The following is a 14978-nucleotide window of genomic DNA, read 5'->3' as shown; positions in this document are numbered from 1 at the left end:
GGGCATCCGGTGCTAACCGGCGAAGGAGGGGTGGGGTACGCCCTTGCCTGCGGTTGGGATGACCAGTAGGGAACCGGACAGTGGGTGAGGCTGGTTCAGGCCGGTGCGGGCTGTGGTGATGTAGAGGTCCGTCAGGTCCGTGCCGCCGAAGGCGCACGCCGTCGGGCGTGCCGCGGGCACGGTGAGTACCCGGTCCAGGGCGCCGCCGGGCGTGTAGCGGCGTACCGCCGCCCCGTCCCACAGCGCCACCCAGACACAGCCGTCGGCGTCGACCGTGAGGCCGTCGGGGAACCCGGCGCCCTCCTCGATCTCGGCCAACGGACGCCGGTTCAGGGCCTGTTCGCCGTCGAAGTCGAAGACGTCGATCCGGCGCGTGGGGGTGTCGACGTAGTACATCAGGCGCCCGTCGGGGCTCCAGCCCGTGCCGTTGCTCACCGTGACGGACGGCAGGACCGTGCGCACCTCACCGGCGCCGGTGACCCGGGACAGCGTGCCGCCGCCCGCCGTCTCGTCGTAGCGCATCGTGCCCGCCCACAGCGCGCCGTCGGGCGCGACCGCGGCGTCGTTCGCGCGGCGGCCGGGCACCGGCTCGCGGTGCAGCCAGCGGAAGGTGCCGTCCGGGTCGAGGAGGCCGATCCCGTCACGGAGGTTGAGCACCAGGCCGCCGCCCGCGCGTGGCTTCACGGCGCCGATGTGCTGTTCGGTCGTGCGGACCGTACGGCGGCCCGAGGCGGGATCGTAGGTGTGGATCCGCATGCCGAGGATGTCGATCCAGAGCAGCCGGCCCGTCGCCGGGTCCCAGGTCGGTCCCTCGCCGAGCGTCGCCTCGGCCCGCACCGCCACCTCGTACGCCGTCATGCCGCGCTCCGGTGGCCCAGGCGCTCCGACAGCTCGACCGCGCCCTTGGCGGCCAGGTGCGCCAGCTCGGCCATGCGCTCCTCGCTCCAGCGGATCATGGGTACGGAGATGGACAGCGCGGCGACCACCTGGCCGGTGCGGTCGCGGACCGGGGCCGCGACACAGCTGACGTCCGGGTTGGACTCGCGGCTCTCCACCGCGAGACCACGCTCCCGGATCCCGGCCAGTGTCTCGCGCAGCGCGCCGGGGTCGGTGATGCTGTTGGGTGTCATGGCGATCAGTTCGGCGCCGTCCGGGATGCGCGCGGCCAGCTCCGGCTCGGGCAGCGAGGCCAGCAGCATCTTGCCGACCGAGGTGCAGTGGGCGGGCAGCCTGCGGCCGGCCGCGGACACCATGCGCACCGCGTGCGTGGAGTCGACCTTGGCGATGTAGATGACGTCCGTGCCGTCCAGGATGGCCACGTGCACGGTCTCGTCACAGGTCTCGGCGACCGAGCGGGCGACCTGCTGGCCCTCGGCGGCGAGGTCGAGCTGCTCGGCGTAGCGGCTGCCGAGCTGGTACGGGCGCACCCCGAGCCGGTACCGTCCGGGCTGTCCCGGTACGGGCACGATGTACTGGCGCGCGGCGAGCGTGGTGACCAGCTCGTGCACGGTGGTGCGCGGCAGATGGAGCCTGCGCACGATGTCGGGGGCGGACAGCGTCCCGTCCCCGTCGAGGAAGAGCTCCAGTATGTCGAGAGCCCGGGTCACGGCGGGTACGAGGCGTCCCATTCCGGCCCCCTCCCTTGATCAGCGCCTGCGTTCGAGATTTCAACAGACGATCGGCATGACGAACATAGGCTAGTCATGGAGGATTGCCCCGGCAATGGGTGTGTACGGGGCAGGTGGGCGACGATGGGGTACATGCCCTCCTCCGCCGGGCGCCCCGCCGCCCCCTTCACCCCGCTCGACTTCCAACTCGTGCTGCTGCGCCGCATGGCCGACCACAACCCGGACCTGGTCGAGGACGCCCGGCGCGCGCTGGGCGTGTCCCTCGCCGATATGCGCGAGGCCAACAAGCGCTGGCAGGCGATGGTCCGCTCACCCCGGCCGCGCCCGGCGGCCGCCCGCTACCGCTCGGTGCTCGGCGCACCCGAGTCGGAGGGCAGGCGCACCATCGGCGAGCTGGAGTGCGCGGTGTGGCAGTGGCCCGTCCCGCTCTGGCCCGACCTGCGCTTCGAGGTGCTGGTCGGCGCCACGGGTGCGGTCTGGACCGAGTGGCTGGTCCGCGCGCCGGGCGCCCCAGCGCCGCGCCTGGCCGCCCTGGAAGACCTCACCCCCTGGTCGTGCACGGTCGACGAGGCGGCCCGCGCCTTCGCCCCCGCCCGCCCGCTGGAGGGCACGGCCCCCACCCGGTGGGGCCTCGCCTTCGCGGCCCCCGACGCGAGCGGCGTCCGCCGGGGGGTTGTCGCCGAGTTCACTTGGGGCTTGTTGCAGCGGGTTGCCGGCGGCGCCTGAGGGGTGACGCGCCGGTAGTCAAGTGCGGGTGCGTTGTGGCTGGTCGCGCAGTTCCCCGCGCCCCTTTCGGGGCGCGCTGCACGGGGCCGTGTTCGCTCAGGCGCCGGCTGCCTTCAGGATCGCCGATGTCGCCGTGGCCGTCGAAGCTGGGTGCAGGAAGAGGAACAGGTTGGGTTCTATCAGTTCCAGTTCCATCACGTGGGGTGTCCCGTCCTCGCCGTCGACCAGGTCCACGCGCGCGTACAGCAGCTCGGGCGCGTCCGGTACGGCGGCCAACGCGCGTCCGGCGACGGCGAGTTCGGCCGGTGTCGGGGTCCACGGCGCCAGGTCGGGGTGGGCCACCTTCGCCGCGTCGTAGGCCGTACCGGGCGACAGGACGGCCCGCTTGCGGCTGGCGTGCAGCAGCCGGCCGCCGAAGAACTGCAGGGCCCGCTCGCCGCCGACGTCGATGCCGCGGACGTAGGGCTGCACCATCGCCGTCAGCCCCTCCGCGTGCATCCGGGCCAGCTGCCGCAGCGCCGCCTCGCGCTCGCCGGGCGTGTACCGCGCGGCGTAGCGGGCGCCCGCGCCGGAGGTCGGCTTGACGACGAACTCGTGGTCGTCCGGGAGTTCGGCCTGCTCCCCCCGCGCGACATAACGGGTCGGCACGACGGGCACACCGGCCGCCGCGAGGTCCCCCAGGTACCGCTTGTCGGTGTTCCAGCGCACCACGGCGGCCGGATTGGCCAGCCGCGTCGCCTTCCCGGCCCGCTCGGCCCACGCCACGAACTCCTCGGCCCGCCAGCTGTAGTCCCAGGTGGACCGGATGACGACGAGGTCGAACCCGCCCCAGTCGACGCCCGGGTCGTCCCAGTGCACGGCGACGGCCTCGGCCCCGGCGTCGGTCAGGGCCCCGAGCAGGACCGGCAGGTCGCGGTCCTGGTTCTGCTCGGTTCCCGGGTCGTAGGTGGCGAGTGCGATGCGGCGCACAGCGGGCTCCCTCGGCGTACGGAATCAGCGGATGATCGGACCGCAGGCTAACCACGGAGACGGTGACCGCGACAACCGGTTTGACCTTCCCCCTCGGTGAAGCCGCAGCATCGATGGCGGGACGACGAGAAGAGCGGCACCCGGGGGTGGGGCATGGAGATGCTGGTTCGACAGCGCCCCGAAGGGGCGCGGGGAACTGCGCGACCAGCCACGACGGTGCCGCAGCCGACCGACGGCACATCGCGGCATGTCCAGCGGAGCGCCTGGTTGCGCCGGCTCGGCATGCCGCTCGCCGGGATCCGTGAGGTGTGCGCGCTCGAACCGGCCGCCGCCGCCCGGGAGATCCGCGCCCACTGGGCGCGGGTGGAGGCGGAGACGGCCGTACGCCGGGACCTCGCCGTGTTTCTCGTCGACCAGCTGACCGCAGAGTCGAGGAAGGACACCGCCATGCTGGAACTGCGTCATTCCGCCCACTCCGACACCGGCCGGGTACGGCCCGCCAACCAGGACACGGCGTACGCGGGCGCGCGGCTGCTCGCCGTGGCCGACGGGTACGGGCCCGCCGGGGCGCCCGCGAGCAGCGCCGCGGTGGCCGCGCTGACGTTCCTGGAGAACACGGAACTGCCCGCGGGCAGCGTCCTGAACCTGCTGGAGGACGCCGTCCAGGGCGCGCGGCAGGCCGTGCGGGACGCGGCCGGCGGCGCGGCGGAGGCCGGCACCACGCTCACCGCGCTGCTGCTGACCGGGTCGCGGCTGGCCCTGGTGCACATCGGGGACTCGCGCGCCTATCTGCTGCGCGACGGCGGCCTGTTCCGGATCACCCACGACCACACCGTGGTCCAGTCGCTGCTCGACGAGGGCCGGCTGACCCCGCAGGAGGCCACCTCACATCCGCAGCGCGCCCTGCTCCTGAAGTCGCTCGGCGGTGACACCAGCGCCGCACCCGATCTGAAGCTGCACGACGCGCTGCCCGGCGACCGGTATCTGCTGTGCTCCGACGGCCTGTCCGGGGTCGTGCCGGACGACCGGATCGCGCATCTGCTGTCCACGGCGCCGGCCCCGGACGCGGCGGTCCGCACCCTGATCACCGAGGCGAACGCCACCGGCGGCCCGGACAATGTCAGCTGCGTGGTCGCCGACGTGGTGGGGACGGCGGCCTGAGCCGCCGCCCGCGGTGCCTCCTCCGGCGTCGCCCGATCCTCTACCGTCGGTGTCACAGGAGCGTGCGGAGCGCTGTGCCGGTGCTCCCCGACGGTAAGGAGTGCGCCGCGTGTCCCTTCTCTTTCCGGCCCTGACGGGCGGTCCGGGCGAGCGCGTCGCCCTGCGGTTCGGCGAGCGGTCGCTGACGTACGCGGAACTGGGCGCCGCCGCGGGCGCCGTGGCCGCCCGGGTCCGCGGCGCGGGCCGGGTCGCCGTGTGGGCGACGCCGGAGCTGGAGACGGCCGTCGGGGTGGTGGGCGCGCTGCTCGCCGGGGTGGCCGCCGTGCCGCTCAACCCGAAGTCCGGGGAGGGCGAACTCGCCCACATCCTCTCCGACAGCTCGCCCTCCCTGGTGCTGGCCGCGCCCGGCGCCCGGCTCCCGGCACCGGCGGCCGGACTGGTGCGGCTCGACGTGGACGCGCGCGGCCGCGGCGACGTCCCGGAGGACCGCGCGGCGGACACCGACCCGGCGCTGGTCGTGTACACCTCCGGCACCACAGGCCCGCCCAAGGGCGCGGTGCTGCCCCGCCGCGCGGTCGCCGCCACCCTGGACGCGCTGGCCGACGCCTGGCGCTGGACCGCGGACGACGTGCTGGTGCACGGGCTGCCGCTGTTCCATGTGCACGGCCTGGTGCTGGGCGTCCTCGGCCCGCTGCGGCGCGGCGGCTCGGTGCGGCACCTGGGGCGGTTCGGCACGCAGGGCGTGGCCCGGGAGCTGAACGACGGCGCGACCATGCTGTTCGGGGTGCCGACCATGTACCACCGCATCGCCGAGGCCCTGCCCGAGGACCCGGGGCTGGCCAAGGCGCTGGGCCGGGCCCGGCTGCTGGTCTCCGGCTCGGCCGCGCTGCCGGTGCACGACCACGAGCGGATCACAGCCGCGACCGGGCAGCGGGTGATCGAGCGGTACGGCATGACGGAGACGCTGATGAACACGAGCGTGCGGGCCGACGGGGAGCCCCGCGCGGGCACGGTCGGGGTGCCGCTGCCGGGTGTGGAGCTGCGGCTGGTGGAGGAGGACGGCACGGCCCTCGCGGCGTACGACGGGGAGACCGTCGGCGAGATCGAGGTGCGCGGCCCGAACCTGTTCACCGAGTACCTCAACCGGCCCGACGCCACCGCCGCCGCCTTCACCGCGGACGGCTGGTTCCGCACCGGCGACATGGCGGTGCGCGAGGCCGACGGCTATGTCCGCATCGTCGGCCGTAAAGCCACCGATCTGATCAAGAGCGGGGGTTACAAGATCGGCGCCGGGGAGATCGAGAACGCGCTGCTCGAGCATCCGGGGGTGCGTGAGGCGGCCGTCACCGGGGAGCCGGACGCGGATCTGGGCGAGCGGATCGTGGCGTGGATCGTGCCCGCGGATCCCCAGTCCCCGCCCGGTGTCGAGGAGTTGGCCGAGCACGTGGCCCGCCGGCTGGCCCCGCACAAGCGCCCGCGCGTCGTCCACCATCTGACGGCACTGCCCCGCAACGACATGGGCAAGATCATGAAGCGCGCGCTGAGCAACTCCTGACGGTGGCGCTCCGCCGGGTGGGCCGGGCTGGGTGGCCGGTCGGCTGCGGCGCCGGCGGCCGATCACGGATGAAACCGCCACCGTCCTGCTGAGACGACGTCCACCTTGTCGTCGCTGACGCGAATGGCTGTGTCGTCGTCGATGAAGTAGACCGGGAAGTCCGCCCGCGCGACGATGCGATCGGCCCAGGCGTCGTCGCGCTCCGGGAAGTCCGGCGAGTACAGATGGGGCTTCAGATACCAGTCGAAGAGGCCGAAGGGCGACTGCACGGTCGCCGCGTCTAGAACATGGAGGTCTGCGGTGTCCCCGATGACATCGGCGGAGTGTTCGGTGAGATTCCGGCTGAAGATCATCGAACCGGCGCTCAACCCCACATAGACCCGGCCTGCCAGCGCCTCCAGGAAGCCGTCGGCCAGGTCGTTGCCGGTGATGCTGCGAGCAAGGTGGTAGTGATTGCCGCCCCCGACATAAATGACATCGGCGTGCAGCAGCCGGTCGAGTACCAGCCGCCGGGGCAGGCCGTTCAGTTCCAGGACGTCGAACTCCCGCCAGCCGAGGCCGTGCAGCCGGTTCATGTCCGAAAGAAGCCACCCATGGTCTCCGGGCTCCGCCATGGACGCCGTCGGAACGTACACGATGTTCGCCGACCCGAACGGCTTTCCCAGCATGTCCCGCAGCGCGTCCCGCAGGGTCTCGTTACGCAGACCGGCCGACGTCAGCAGAAGCTCCATCGGGCGAGTGAATCACGCCCGCCGGACTCGTGCAACGCACCGGCCGCAGCCCCGAGCCGACCGCACGACACCCCGCTCACCAGGGACGATGCGGCGAAGCCCGGGCGGGTCAAGGCGACCACACGGCCGGAACCCGGCCCGCCGATCACGTAGCGCGCTCCCCCGTGGCGGCCACGCAGCCCGCACCCGCCCCGGACGGCATACCGTGGGTCAGCGGCCATCGCCGAGGCGCAGGTCGCTCGGGACACGCCGACCGCTGTCTTTCCGTCCCCCATTCAGCGGCGACCCGACCGGCCCATTCCAGAAGGCGCCGGCCCCGCCGCCCGCAGAGGATACGTAAGGAGACCGCCAACCGGCGGCACCGCCACGGCCTGCGCACTCGGGAGGATCTGCCGTGACCGTCAGCCTGGAGCAGTTGCGCCGCTGCCACTTCGCCGTCGATCTGGGCGCGGCCCGCACCCGCGTCTATGTGAAGGGCGTCGGCCTCGTCGTGGACCAGCCGTCCGCCGCCGCCGTGAACACCCGCACCGGCGCGCTCATCGCGGTCGGCGAGCTGGCGGAGAAGATGACAGGGCGCACCCCCGCCTACATCCGGGTCGTACGGCCGGTCTCCGGCGGCACCGTCGTCGACATCGAGATGGCCCAGCGGATGCTGCGCCACCTCCTCGGCGACAAGATCCGCCGCGCGCTGCGCCGCAAGACACGGCTGCGCGCCGCGGCCTGCACCCCGCACGACGCCGATCCGCTGGCCCAGCGGGCGACGATCGAGACGCTCGTCGGCCTCGGCGCCCGGCGCGTCGAACTCGTGGACACGCTGATCGCCGCCGCCGTCGGCTGCGGTCTGCCCGTGGAACGCGCCCAGGGCACGATGATCGTCGTATGCGGAGCCGCAGCCACCCAGGTGGCGGTCCTCTCGCTCGGCTCGATCGTCACCGCCGAACGGATCCCGGTGGGCGGCGAGGCCGTCGACCACGCGATCGTGCAGCACCTGCGGCACGCGCACGAGCTGATGCTCCCCAGCCAGTCCGTACGACCGCTGCAACTGGCCCTGTCCGGCAACGGGCTGACCGCGCACGGCCCGCTGTCCACCGAGATCCACGGCCGGGACGTGGCCACCGGTCTCGCGCGCAGCGTGCGGGTCGACACCGCCGCCGTGCGCGACGCCATCCAGACCCCGCTCACGGCCGTACTCGACGGCATCAGCAAGGTGCTGCGGGACTGCCCGCCCGACCTGGTCGCCGACCTCGCCGACGTCGGCATAGTGATGGTCGGCGGCTCCGCGCTGCTGCCCGGTCTGGACCAGATGCTGCGGGAGGCGACCGGGATGCCGGTGAACATCGCCGAGCGGCCCGACGTCTGCGCCGTCCAGGGCATCGGCGCGATGCTCGAGGGCAAGATCGAGCCGCTGATCCTGGACCCGCTGGCCGCATGAGCCGGGACCGCGCCACGGCCGTATGACCGACGACCCGCTGCCCCGTCTGCCGTCCCTGCTGGAGACCGTCCTCGGCGTCGGCTCCGAGCTGGAGCTGCGCGGCACCCTCCAGCGCATCGTGGACGGCGCCGCCGAGCTGACCGGCGCCCGGTACGCCGCCCTGGATACGACCGACCCCGGGCAGGACGGGCTCGCCCCGATCCGTACGACGGGCCGGCCGGCACCGGCGCGACAGGGGGCCGGCACCCTCGATGTGCCGATCCTGGTGCACGGCGAGGACTTCGGGCGGCTGCACCTCGCCGGCAAGCGCGGCGGCGGCCCGTTCACCGCGCAGGACGAACAGGTGCTGCGAGTGCTCGCCGTCCAGGCGGGCATCGCCATCGGCAACGCCCGGCTGTACGAGACGGCCCGGCAGCGCGAGCGCTGGATCGAGGGCGCGGCGGCCGTCACCACGGCGCTGCTCACCGGCCGGAGCGCGGGCGACGCGCTGATGACGGTCGCCGAGCGGGCCCGGCTGCTGGCCGACGCCTCGGCCGGGGTGGTCCTCCTGCCGACCCCGGAGGGCGGCATGGAGATCGTGGCGGCCGCCACGCACGGCGACCCCGCGGACATCGTCGGTACAACCATCGAGCCCGGCAGCGCCGTCCTGGAGCAACTGCTCGGCGGGGAACCGGTGTTCATCGACGACTCGGCGACGGACCCGCGCATGACCACGCATGTGCGGCACCGGTTCGGACCGAGCATGATGCTGCCGCTCCAGGCGGAGGGGCGGCTGATCGGCACGCTCGCGCTCCCGCGCCGCCGCGGCGACCGCGCCTACACACCCGTGGAACGGCTGCTGGCCACCCAGTTCGCCTCCCATGCGGCCCTCGCCCTGGTGCTGGCCGACGCACAGCACGGCCGGGAGCGCCTCGCGGTCTACGAGGACCGCGACCGGATCGCCCGCGACCTGCACGACCTCGTCGTCCAACGGCTGTTCGCCACGGGCATGATGCTGGAGTCCACGCAGCGCAGGGCCGGCGCGGACGACGACGGGGTGCACGAGACGCTGGGCCGGGCCGTGGACGAGCTCCAGTCGACGGTCCAGGAGGTCCGTACCGCGATCTTCGCCCTCCAACAGCCGCCGGCCGAGGCCCCGGTCACCTTCCGCGGGAAGGTTCTCCGGGAGACGGCGGGCGCCGCCGCACTGCTCGGCTTCCCGCCCTCCACGCACTTCCTCGGCGCCGTGGAGACCCGTGTTCCCGAGCGGGTGGCCGAGCAGTTGCTCACCGCCCTGCGCCGCGCGCTCTCCGCCGCGGCCGGGCGCCGTGGCGTCTCCCGTATCGAGGTCACGGTGGACGCGCGGGCGATGCTCCCGGACGGCCGGGCCGCGGTACGGCTGACCGTCCACGACGACGGAGAGCGGACGGACGGCACCACGGTGACCTGGCAGTCACCCCTGTGAACGGCCGTCCCGCACCGCTCCGTTCAGTACGGCAGGATCCGCCCCGAAGGGGTCCTGCGGTCGATCTCCTGGCCGCGGGGGGCGGCGGGCCGACGGCTGACACGAACACGGATCCGGCGGTCCATGGCGCCCTCCTCATGCTTCCCAGTGCCTCGTCCTGATCGTCCTGCCCCGCCGAACCCCTCCCGAAGCCCATCAACCCGGATTACCGCACCCCGAGATCGGCACTCCTCCTGTCCACGTCCCGGGGCTCCTTGAGACGTAGCTCGCTGTAAGTGCTGCTGACCTCACTGGCCACGCATTCCAGTGGACCGACAGTGGTTGCGTGGTGATGTGCCCCAACTCGAGTTCGCGGCTGCCCTCCACAGAAGCCACTTGGGCCAGCGGCTCTCCGGACGGAAGCTTGGGGGCTTTGGCGACCGTTTCTCCCTCGATGTGCTCAGCTCTGCCGGAGTTCTCCACCGACGTTGCCGGTACCGCCGTGGCAGGCGGGGTGCTCCTGCCGGTGCTTTTCGCCTGATCACCCCCTGCTCCATGAGCCGGAAGTATTCCTCCCGCTCACGGGCCAGCTTCTTCTTCCCTTGAGGTGTCCGGATCTTGCGGATCTCGAAGGCCATCGCGTCTCTGAAGGTCGGGTGTTGCGATGACCGCTAGAACCTAAGCCCCTGCGGGCGCGAGGGGACTTTTTCGCGTGCCGGTTGCGCGCAATCGACAACCTCACCGGCGTCGGCGCAATCCGCTGCAATCCACGAGCGCGCCCAGGCGACGTGCGCGCATCCTGGAGCTCCAACCCGGATACATGGAGGGCGACATGACGCTCAGGTTCCTCGGCACCACCAGCGACGACGGCGACTGCCCCACCCTGTACGAGATCCCCGAGACGGACGAGATCCTTGTCCAGGGCGACCGCGAGACCGACCCCGCGCACCTCGCCCGTCTGCGGGACGTCAAGGAGTCCGAGACCTTCGTCCGCGTTCCCCGGAGCCTGCTCACTCGCTACGCCCCCACAACCGAGGCACCGGCGCTTGAGCCGTTCGCTTCCATCTCCCGCCTCTTCAAGGAGTTCCGGCACACCGCGTGGCGGCTGGAGACCCGCCGCGGCTACGCCTCGGACCGGCGCAGCCCCAAGTGGGCGCGCTGGCAGGCCGGTGAGGACATCGTCGCCGAGCCGGCCAACGCATGGCGTGCGAACGTCGCCGAGCAGACGGCGGCCGGGAAGCGGTTCGAGCGCGTTCGGATCGTTGATGACCCAGTGACGGACGGACAGCGGTTCCTCCTCGCAAGCGCCCCGGGGAACGTCGCTGCGGGAGAGGACATCCGGAACCTGACCCGCGCTGAGGCCGAGCAACTGCGCCTGCCGGACTTCGACTTCTGGCTCTTCGACTCGCGCGTTGTCGCCCGGTTCGCGTTCGACGAGTACGACACCACCCTTGGCGTGTACGTGAGCGAGGACCCGGCCGAGGTGCTCGCCGCCTGCCAGGCCCGGGACGCCGCGTGGCACCACGCCGTACCTACTGCGGAGTTCGCCGAGCGGGTACGTTCCACCATGTGACGACCGACTTCCAGACCTCCCGGGACGCCCTCGGCGCGCGCCTGCGCACACTGCGCGTCGAGGCCAGCTTGGAAGGGAAAGACCTCGCGGCCGTACTGGGCTGGCAGACGTCGAAGGTGTCCCGTCTCCAGAACGGGAAGCAGACACCGACGCGCGAGGATCTCACGGCGTGGGCGCACGGCGTGGGCCGTCCGGATGTCGTGAGCGAGCTGCACGGGCTGCTGGCGGGGCTCGGCATGAAGGACCGGCACCGTTCCTGGCAGCGGCAACTGGCCGGCGGCCACCGCGGCCGGCAAGAGATCGCTGTCCGGCAGACGGAGACCACGAAAGAGATCCGCGGCCTGGAGGTGTCGCGAGTCCCCGGCTTGTTCCAGACGCCCGAGTACGCGCGAGCGATCTTCGATGCCAACGCTGCCTTCCGCCAGATCCGACCCACGACGGACGAGGCGGTCGAGGCACGGATGCGCCGCCAAGCCGCTCTCTACGACCCGGAGAAGTCGTTCCGCTTCCTGCTGTGCGAGGCTGCTCTGTACCACCGGCCGTGCCCCACGGACGTGATGGCCGCACAGCTTGATCGCCTGTACAACTTGGTGGGTCAGAAGCGAATCGAGCTGGGCGTCATCCCTTTTACCGCGCAGCTACGCCGGACGCCGGCGCACGGCTTCTGGATCTACGATCGGCGCCTCGTCATCGTCGAGACGATCAGCGAGGAGCTGTGGCTGACCGGCGACGAGGACGTTCAGCTGTACGAGCGGGCGTGGGAATGGCTCGCTGAAGCGGCCGAAGAGGGGCCGTCGGCACGTCGGTTGATCGGACGCGCTCGGGCGTCCCTGGACCTCGCCTGAGCAATTTCCGCAACCCGCTGATGGGCTTGTGCAATTGCGCGCAATCGGCAAGCAGCGCTGCAATCGCCCTGCATACGGTGCGGTCATGGCCCAACCGATGTGCTTAGCCGCACTGTTCGGGGCCGGGGATGCGTGGCTCGCCGAGTGCTCCGCACGCCCGGACCTCGTCCACCAGACGTGGGGGCTCGAAGCCCTCGCGCCCATACCGTCCGGCCGTTTGTGGCTCGCCGCGGAATGCCGCCTCGTGGCGGGTATGCAGGCCCTCAGCCGTATCCGTGAGGAGCACCGCGGGCCGGTCCTCGCTGACCCGGCCGTGGATCTGACGTGGTGGCTGTTGCCGTTGCACGCAGGTAACGAACTGACGGACGTACGGCAGGTGACCGTGCAGCCGCCCGGTACCCCGCTGCACTGCCCTCCGACAGGCCGACAGGTCTGCGGCCGGTTCTGGCTCACCCACCCGGACGGGTCGGGACGGCTGACCGAGCCCGCCATACTCGCCGCCGCGCTCGGGCCGGGTGGCCGACAGATTCCGGCGGAGGTGCTGAGATGACCGCGAGGACGGCACTGCTGGCGGCGGTCAACCTGTTGCCGCTCCCTCCGATCCACAAGCTCACCGAGGAGCAGGTGTGCGGTCGCGCGTGCGTCTGGTGCACCACGCCCCTGACCTCCGGCGCCGTTGTGAGCCTCGGTCCGCGGCGGCGGCCCAGCACTGAGAGCGGCACCTGCTGGTACCCCCCGGGGCTGCACGACGTGCGTGCGCGCCGAGGCTCGCCGGGTCGCCACCCTCCACACCCACACCTGCTACACCTGCCGCAGCCGCCGCTCATGCTCCACCCGCAGGGAGTTGCTCCACCTCGCCGACGGGGGCCAGCGATGACCGCGCAGGCGACTACCGGCAGGCGGGGCCTGTGCTCGTGGTGCGGGCGGTTCGCCACCGGCATCGAGCTGATCCAGGCAGAAGACGCAGGATCGGGCCCGGCCGTGCGTGGCCTGTACGCCTGCGGCCCGTGCCGTGAAGTCCACCGCCTGGTCCCGCTCGCCGACCGGCCATGACCCCGCCTCCCGAGCCGCCGCCCGCCGCATCGCTGACCTACGCCCAGTACTCGGGGTGGGCCTGCTGCTGGTGCGCCAAGAGCCTGCTCGACGTGAACGGCGCCGTGTCGGCCGGCATCGCCCGCGGCCGGGAGGGCGTCCACGTCCTCGACGTCGAGGTGTACGCCTGCCCCGACTGCGCAGACAGCTCAACCACAGACTCCCGCCCGGCTCCGCAGCCTGCGCGCGCCGAGCCGGGCGGGCCAATGCCCTCGACCAGGAGGGCAGCCATCCAACCAGGGAGGGAATCGTGTCCATCGCGCTCGACAGTCCCACCGCACTCCGCACCACCGACGACCCGCAAGCCCTGCTGAACGCGGTCGCACCGCACATCACCGAGCTGACCGTCAACGTCTTCGACAGCGGCATGAGTCTGTGGGACCGCGAGGTTGCACTGCTCCTGCGCGACCACACCATGGTCCGCGACATGGCCGAACGGATCCTCGGCAACGCCGTCATGTACGTCATGGGCTCCATCGAGAACCCCGACGTGCACCTGGGCGTCGGCAAGCTCGTCGACATCGGCGTCCACCAGCTCATCCTCGACACACCCGTCTGGTGGGGCATCTGCCGCCTCTACAACGGCGGCCGGTTCAAGCACCACGCCCCGTTCATCGAGCGCCGCCGCGACGGCCTGTGCCTGCGTACCGGCGACTTCCTGAAGAGCCAGGGCTGGCCGATCGACGAGGAACTGTGGGCCATCGACGGCGCGGACTGCTCCCCGTGCGACGACAAGGTCCCCGACAGCCACTGACCCCGCTACAGTCGCCCCCGCCCGCACAGCTCCCCGAGGGCGGGGGCTCCCGCATCCTGACGACCCGAAGGAAACGCGCTGTGCCCGTACCGCACGACATCGCCGCCGAGACCGAACTGTGGGACGCCTACGCCGAGTCGGCGTTCAAGGACGACGCCGAGCCGTCGTTCTGCTGGACCCAGTACGCCGGACACGGCCCCGGCCCGGAACTCCTGGGCGCCCCGGAGTCCGTGCTGGAGGTCGGCTGCGGCACCGGACGCGCGCTGGCCCACCTCGCGCAGCAGGGCGTGAAGGCGACCGGCGTGGACCTGTCGCCGCGCATGGTGCAGCGCGCGGGTGAGAAGTGGGCGCCGCTCGGCGTGCGGATCGAGCAGGGCGAAGTCCTCGACTGGCTCGCCGCCGACGAGGGGCGGTACGACGCCGTGTACTCCATCTTCGGCGCGGCCTGGTTCACCGACCCGTCCCGTCTCTTCCCGCTCGTGCGCGAGCGCCTGACCCCGGGCGGCGTCTTCGTCTTCTCCCAGCCGCCGGCCATCCCCGGCGCCTACGGCCCCCAGGGCATGTACAAGGGCGGCTTCGCCGGGAAGGCGATGTTCACCTACCGGTACAGCTACCGGCCCGCGGTGTGGGAGCGGCTTCTGCTCAGAGCCGGATTCGCCACCGCCGAGGCGACCGAGGTAGGCGCCCCGAAGGCCGGGCACATCGGCACCCTCATCGTCCAGGCCCGAGCCTGAACCGCTCGGCTGTTGAGGCGTTGCTCCGTCGACGTCTCGGCGTGTTGTTTGGTGAGCCCTCGGTGCCATGATCGCCTGGCTTTCGGGCGAGCAGCGGCCCAGCAAAAGATCTTCAGAGACGAGGAAAGCCCCTCCAGAAGGGAGGGGCTGGCGCTTCGGTGCAGGTAAGAACGTTCCTGCACGGAGGGCGCCTGGGTGGGGCGGGTGGGACTCGAACCCACGGCCGACGGATTATGAGTCTCCGGGTGTCAAGTACGGTCCCGTCCGGTCAAGTTGTACCCAATCGGATTCGTCTGCTGGAGTACAGGTCACCACCACTTTGCACGTCGCCAGCAACCCCTCTCAGTGGGTCTCG

General features: G+C 72.1%; 14 protein-coding genes. 10 read left to right on the top strand and 4 right to left on the bottom strand.

Features of this window, described 5'->3' with window-relative positions:
- Positions 1-12 precede the first annotated feature (12 nt).
- Together CTZ28_RS35775 and CTZ28_RS35770 are read right to left on the bottom strand one after the other, a co-directional pair.
- Entirely contained in the window at positions 13-858 is an 846-nt protein-coding gene (locus CTZ28_RS35775; protein WP_121893900.1) for an SMP-30/gluconolactonase/LRE family protein, read from the bottom strand.
- The gene (locus tag CTZ28_RS35770) at positions 855-1628 is read right to left on the bottom strand and encodes an IclR family transcriptional regulator (protein ID WP_121893899.1); all 774 of its coding nucleotides are present in this window, start codon (positions 1626-1628) and stop codon (positions 855-857) included. Before CTZ28_RS35770 ends, CTZ28_RS35775 begins: the two co-directional genes overlap by 4 nt.
- 123 nt (positions 1629-1751) lie before the next feature.
- Between CTZ28_RS35770 and CTZ28_RS35765 the strand changes: the two genes are divergently transcribed.
- A complete protein-coding gene (locus CTZ28_RS35765) occupies positions 1752-2354 on the top strand; it encodes a hypothetical protein (protein WP_121893898.1) in 603 nt (200 codons plus the stop codon).
- A 96-nt stretch (positions 2355-2450) separates the two neighbouring features.
- Here the strand turns inward: CTZ28_RS35765 and CTZ28_RS35760 are convergent, their stop codons facing one another.
- A complete protein-coding gene (locus tag CTZ28_RS35760) occupies positions 2451-3323 on the bottom strand; it encodes an ATP-grasp domain-containing protein (RefSeq protein WP_121893897.1) in 873 nt (290 codons plus the stop codon).
- 216 nt (positions 3324-3539) lie between these two features.
- Between CTZ28_RS35760 and CTZ28_RS35755 the strand changes: the two genes are divergently transcribed.
- The gene (locus tag CTZ28_RS35755) at positions 3540-4484 is read left to right on the top strand and encodes a MerR family transcriptional regulator (RefSeq protein ID WP_259471968.1); all 945 of its coding nucleotides are present in this window, start codon (positions 3540-3542) and stop codon (positions 4482-4484) included.
- A 109-nt stretch (positions 4485-4593) separates the two neighbouring features.
- Positions 4594-6039 carry an acyl-CoA synthetase gene (locus CTZ28_RS35750; RefSeq protein WP_121893895.1) on the top strand — a complete coding sequence of 482 codons (1446 nt, stop codon included), beginning with the start codon at positions 4594-4596 and terminating at the stop codon, positions 6037-6039.
- Between the two features lie 62 nt (positions 6040-6101).
- Here the strand turns inward: CTZ28_RS35750 and CTZ28_RS35745 are convergent, their stop codons facing one another.
- A complete protein-coding gene (locus CTZ28_RS35745) occupies positions 6102-6770 on the bottom strand; it encodes a Type 1 glutamine amidotransferase-like domain-containing protein (protein ID WP_121893894.1) in 669 nt (222 codons plus the stop codon).
- Between the two features lie 394 nt (positions 6771-7164).
- Between CTZ28_RS35745 and CTZ28_RS35740 the strand changes: the two genes are divergently transcribed.
- The 7 genes from CTZ28_RS35740 (at position 7165) to CTZ28_RS35700 (ending at position 14623) form a co-directional block, all read left to right on the top strand.
- Positions 7165-8202 (top strand): rod shape-determining protein, encoded by a 1038-nt coding sequence (locus tag CTZ28_RS35740; RefSeq protein ID WP_121893893.1) that lies wholly within the window; start codon positions 7165-7167, stop codon positions 8200-8202.
- A gap of 22 nt (positions 8203-8224) precedes the next feature.
- On the top strand, positions 8225-9646 hold the full coding sequence (locus CTZ28_RS35735) for a GAF domain-containing protein (RefSeq protein WP_121893892.1): 1422 nt from the start codon (positions 8225-8227) through the stop codon (positions 9644-9646).
- An 811-nt stretch (positions 9647-10457) separates the two neighbouring features.
- Positions 10458-11198 carry a DUF6879 family protein gene (locus tag CTZ28_RS35730; protein WP_121893947.1) on the top strand — a complete coding sequence of 247 codons (741 nt, stop codon included), beginning with the start codon at positions 10458-10460 and terminating at the stop codon, positions 11196-11198.
- Positions 11195-12043, top strand: coding sequence for a helix-turn-helix domain-containing protein (locus CTZ28_RS35725; protein ID WP_121893891.1), 849 nt, complete (start codon positions 11195-11197; stop codon positions 12041-12043). Before CTZ28_RS35730 ends, CTZ28_RS35725 begins: the two co-directional genes overlap by 4 nt.
- Positions 12044-12128: 85 nt before the next feature.
- Positions 12129-12593, top strand: coding sequence for a hypothetical protein (locus CTZ28_RS35720; protein WP_121893890.1), 465 nt, complete (start codon positions 12129-12131; stop codon positions 12591-12593).
- A 792-nt stretch (positions 12594-13385) separates the two neighbouring features.
- Positions 13386-13889: a glycine-rich domain-containing protein gene (locus tag CTZ28_RS35705; protein WP_121893889.1), complete on the top strand. Its 504-nt coding sequence runs from the start codon at positions 13386-13388 to the stop codon at positions 13887-13889.
- Positions 13890-13969: 80 nt separating this feature from the next.
- The gene (locus CTZ28_RS35700) at positions 13970-14623 is read left to right on the top strand and encodes a class I SAM-dependent methyltransferase (RefSeq protein ID WP_121893888.1); all 654 of its coding nucleotides are present in this window, start codon (positions 13970-13972) and stop codon (positions 14621-14623) included.
- Positions 14624-14978 lie beyond the last annotated feature (355 nt).

It is taken from the genome of Streptomyces shenzhenensis, assembly GCF_003688995.1.
Lineage (GTDB): Bacteria > Actinomycetota > Actinomycetes > Streptomycetales > Streptomycetaceae > Streptomyces > Streptomyces shenzhenensis_A.
This window is presented reverse-complemented; position numbering and strand designations above follow the sequence as displayed.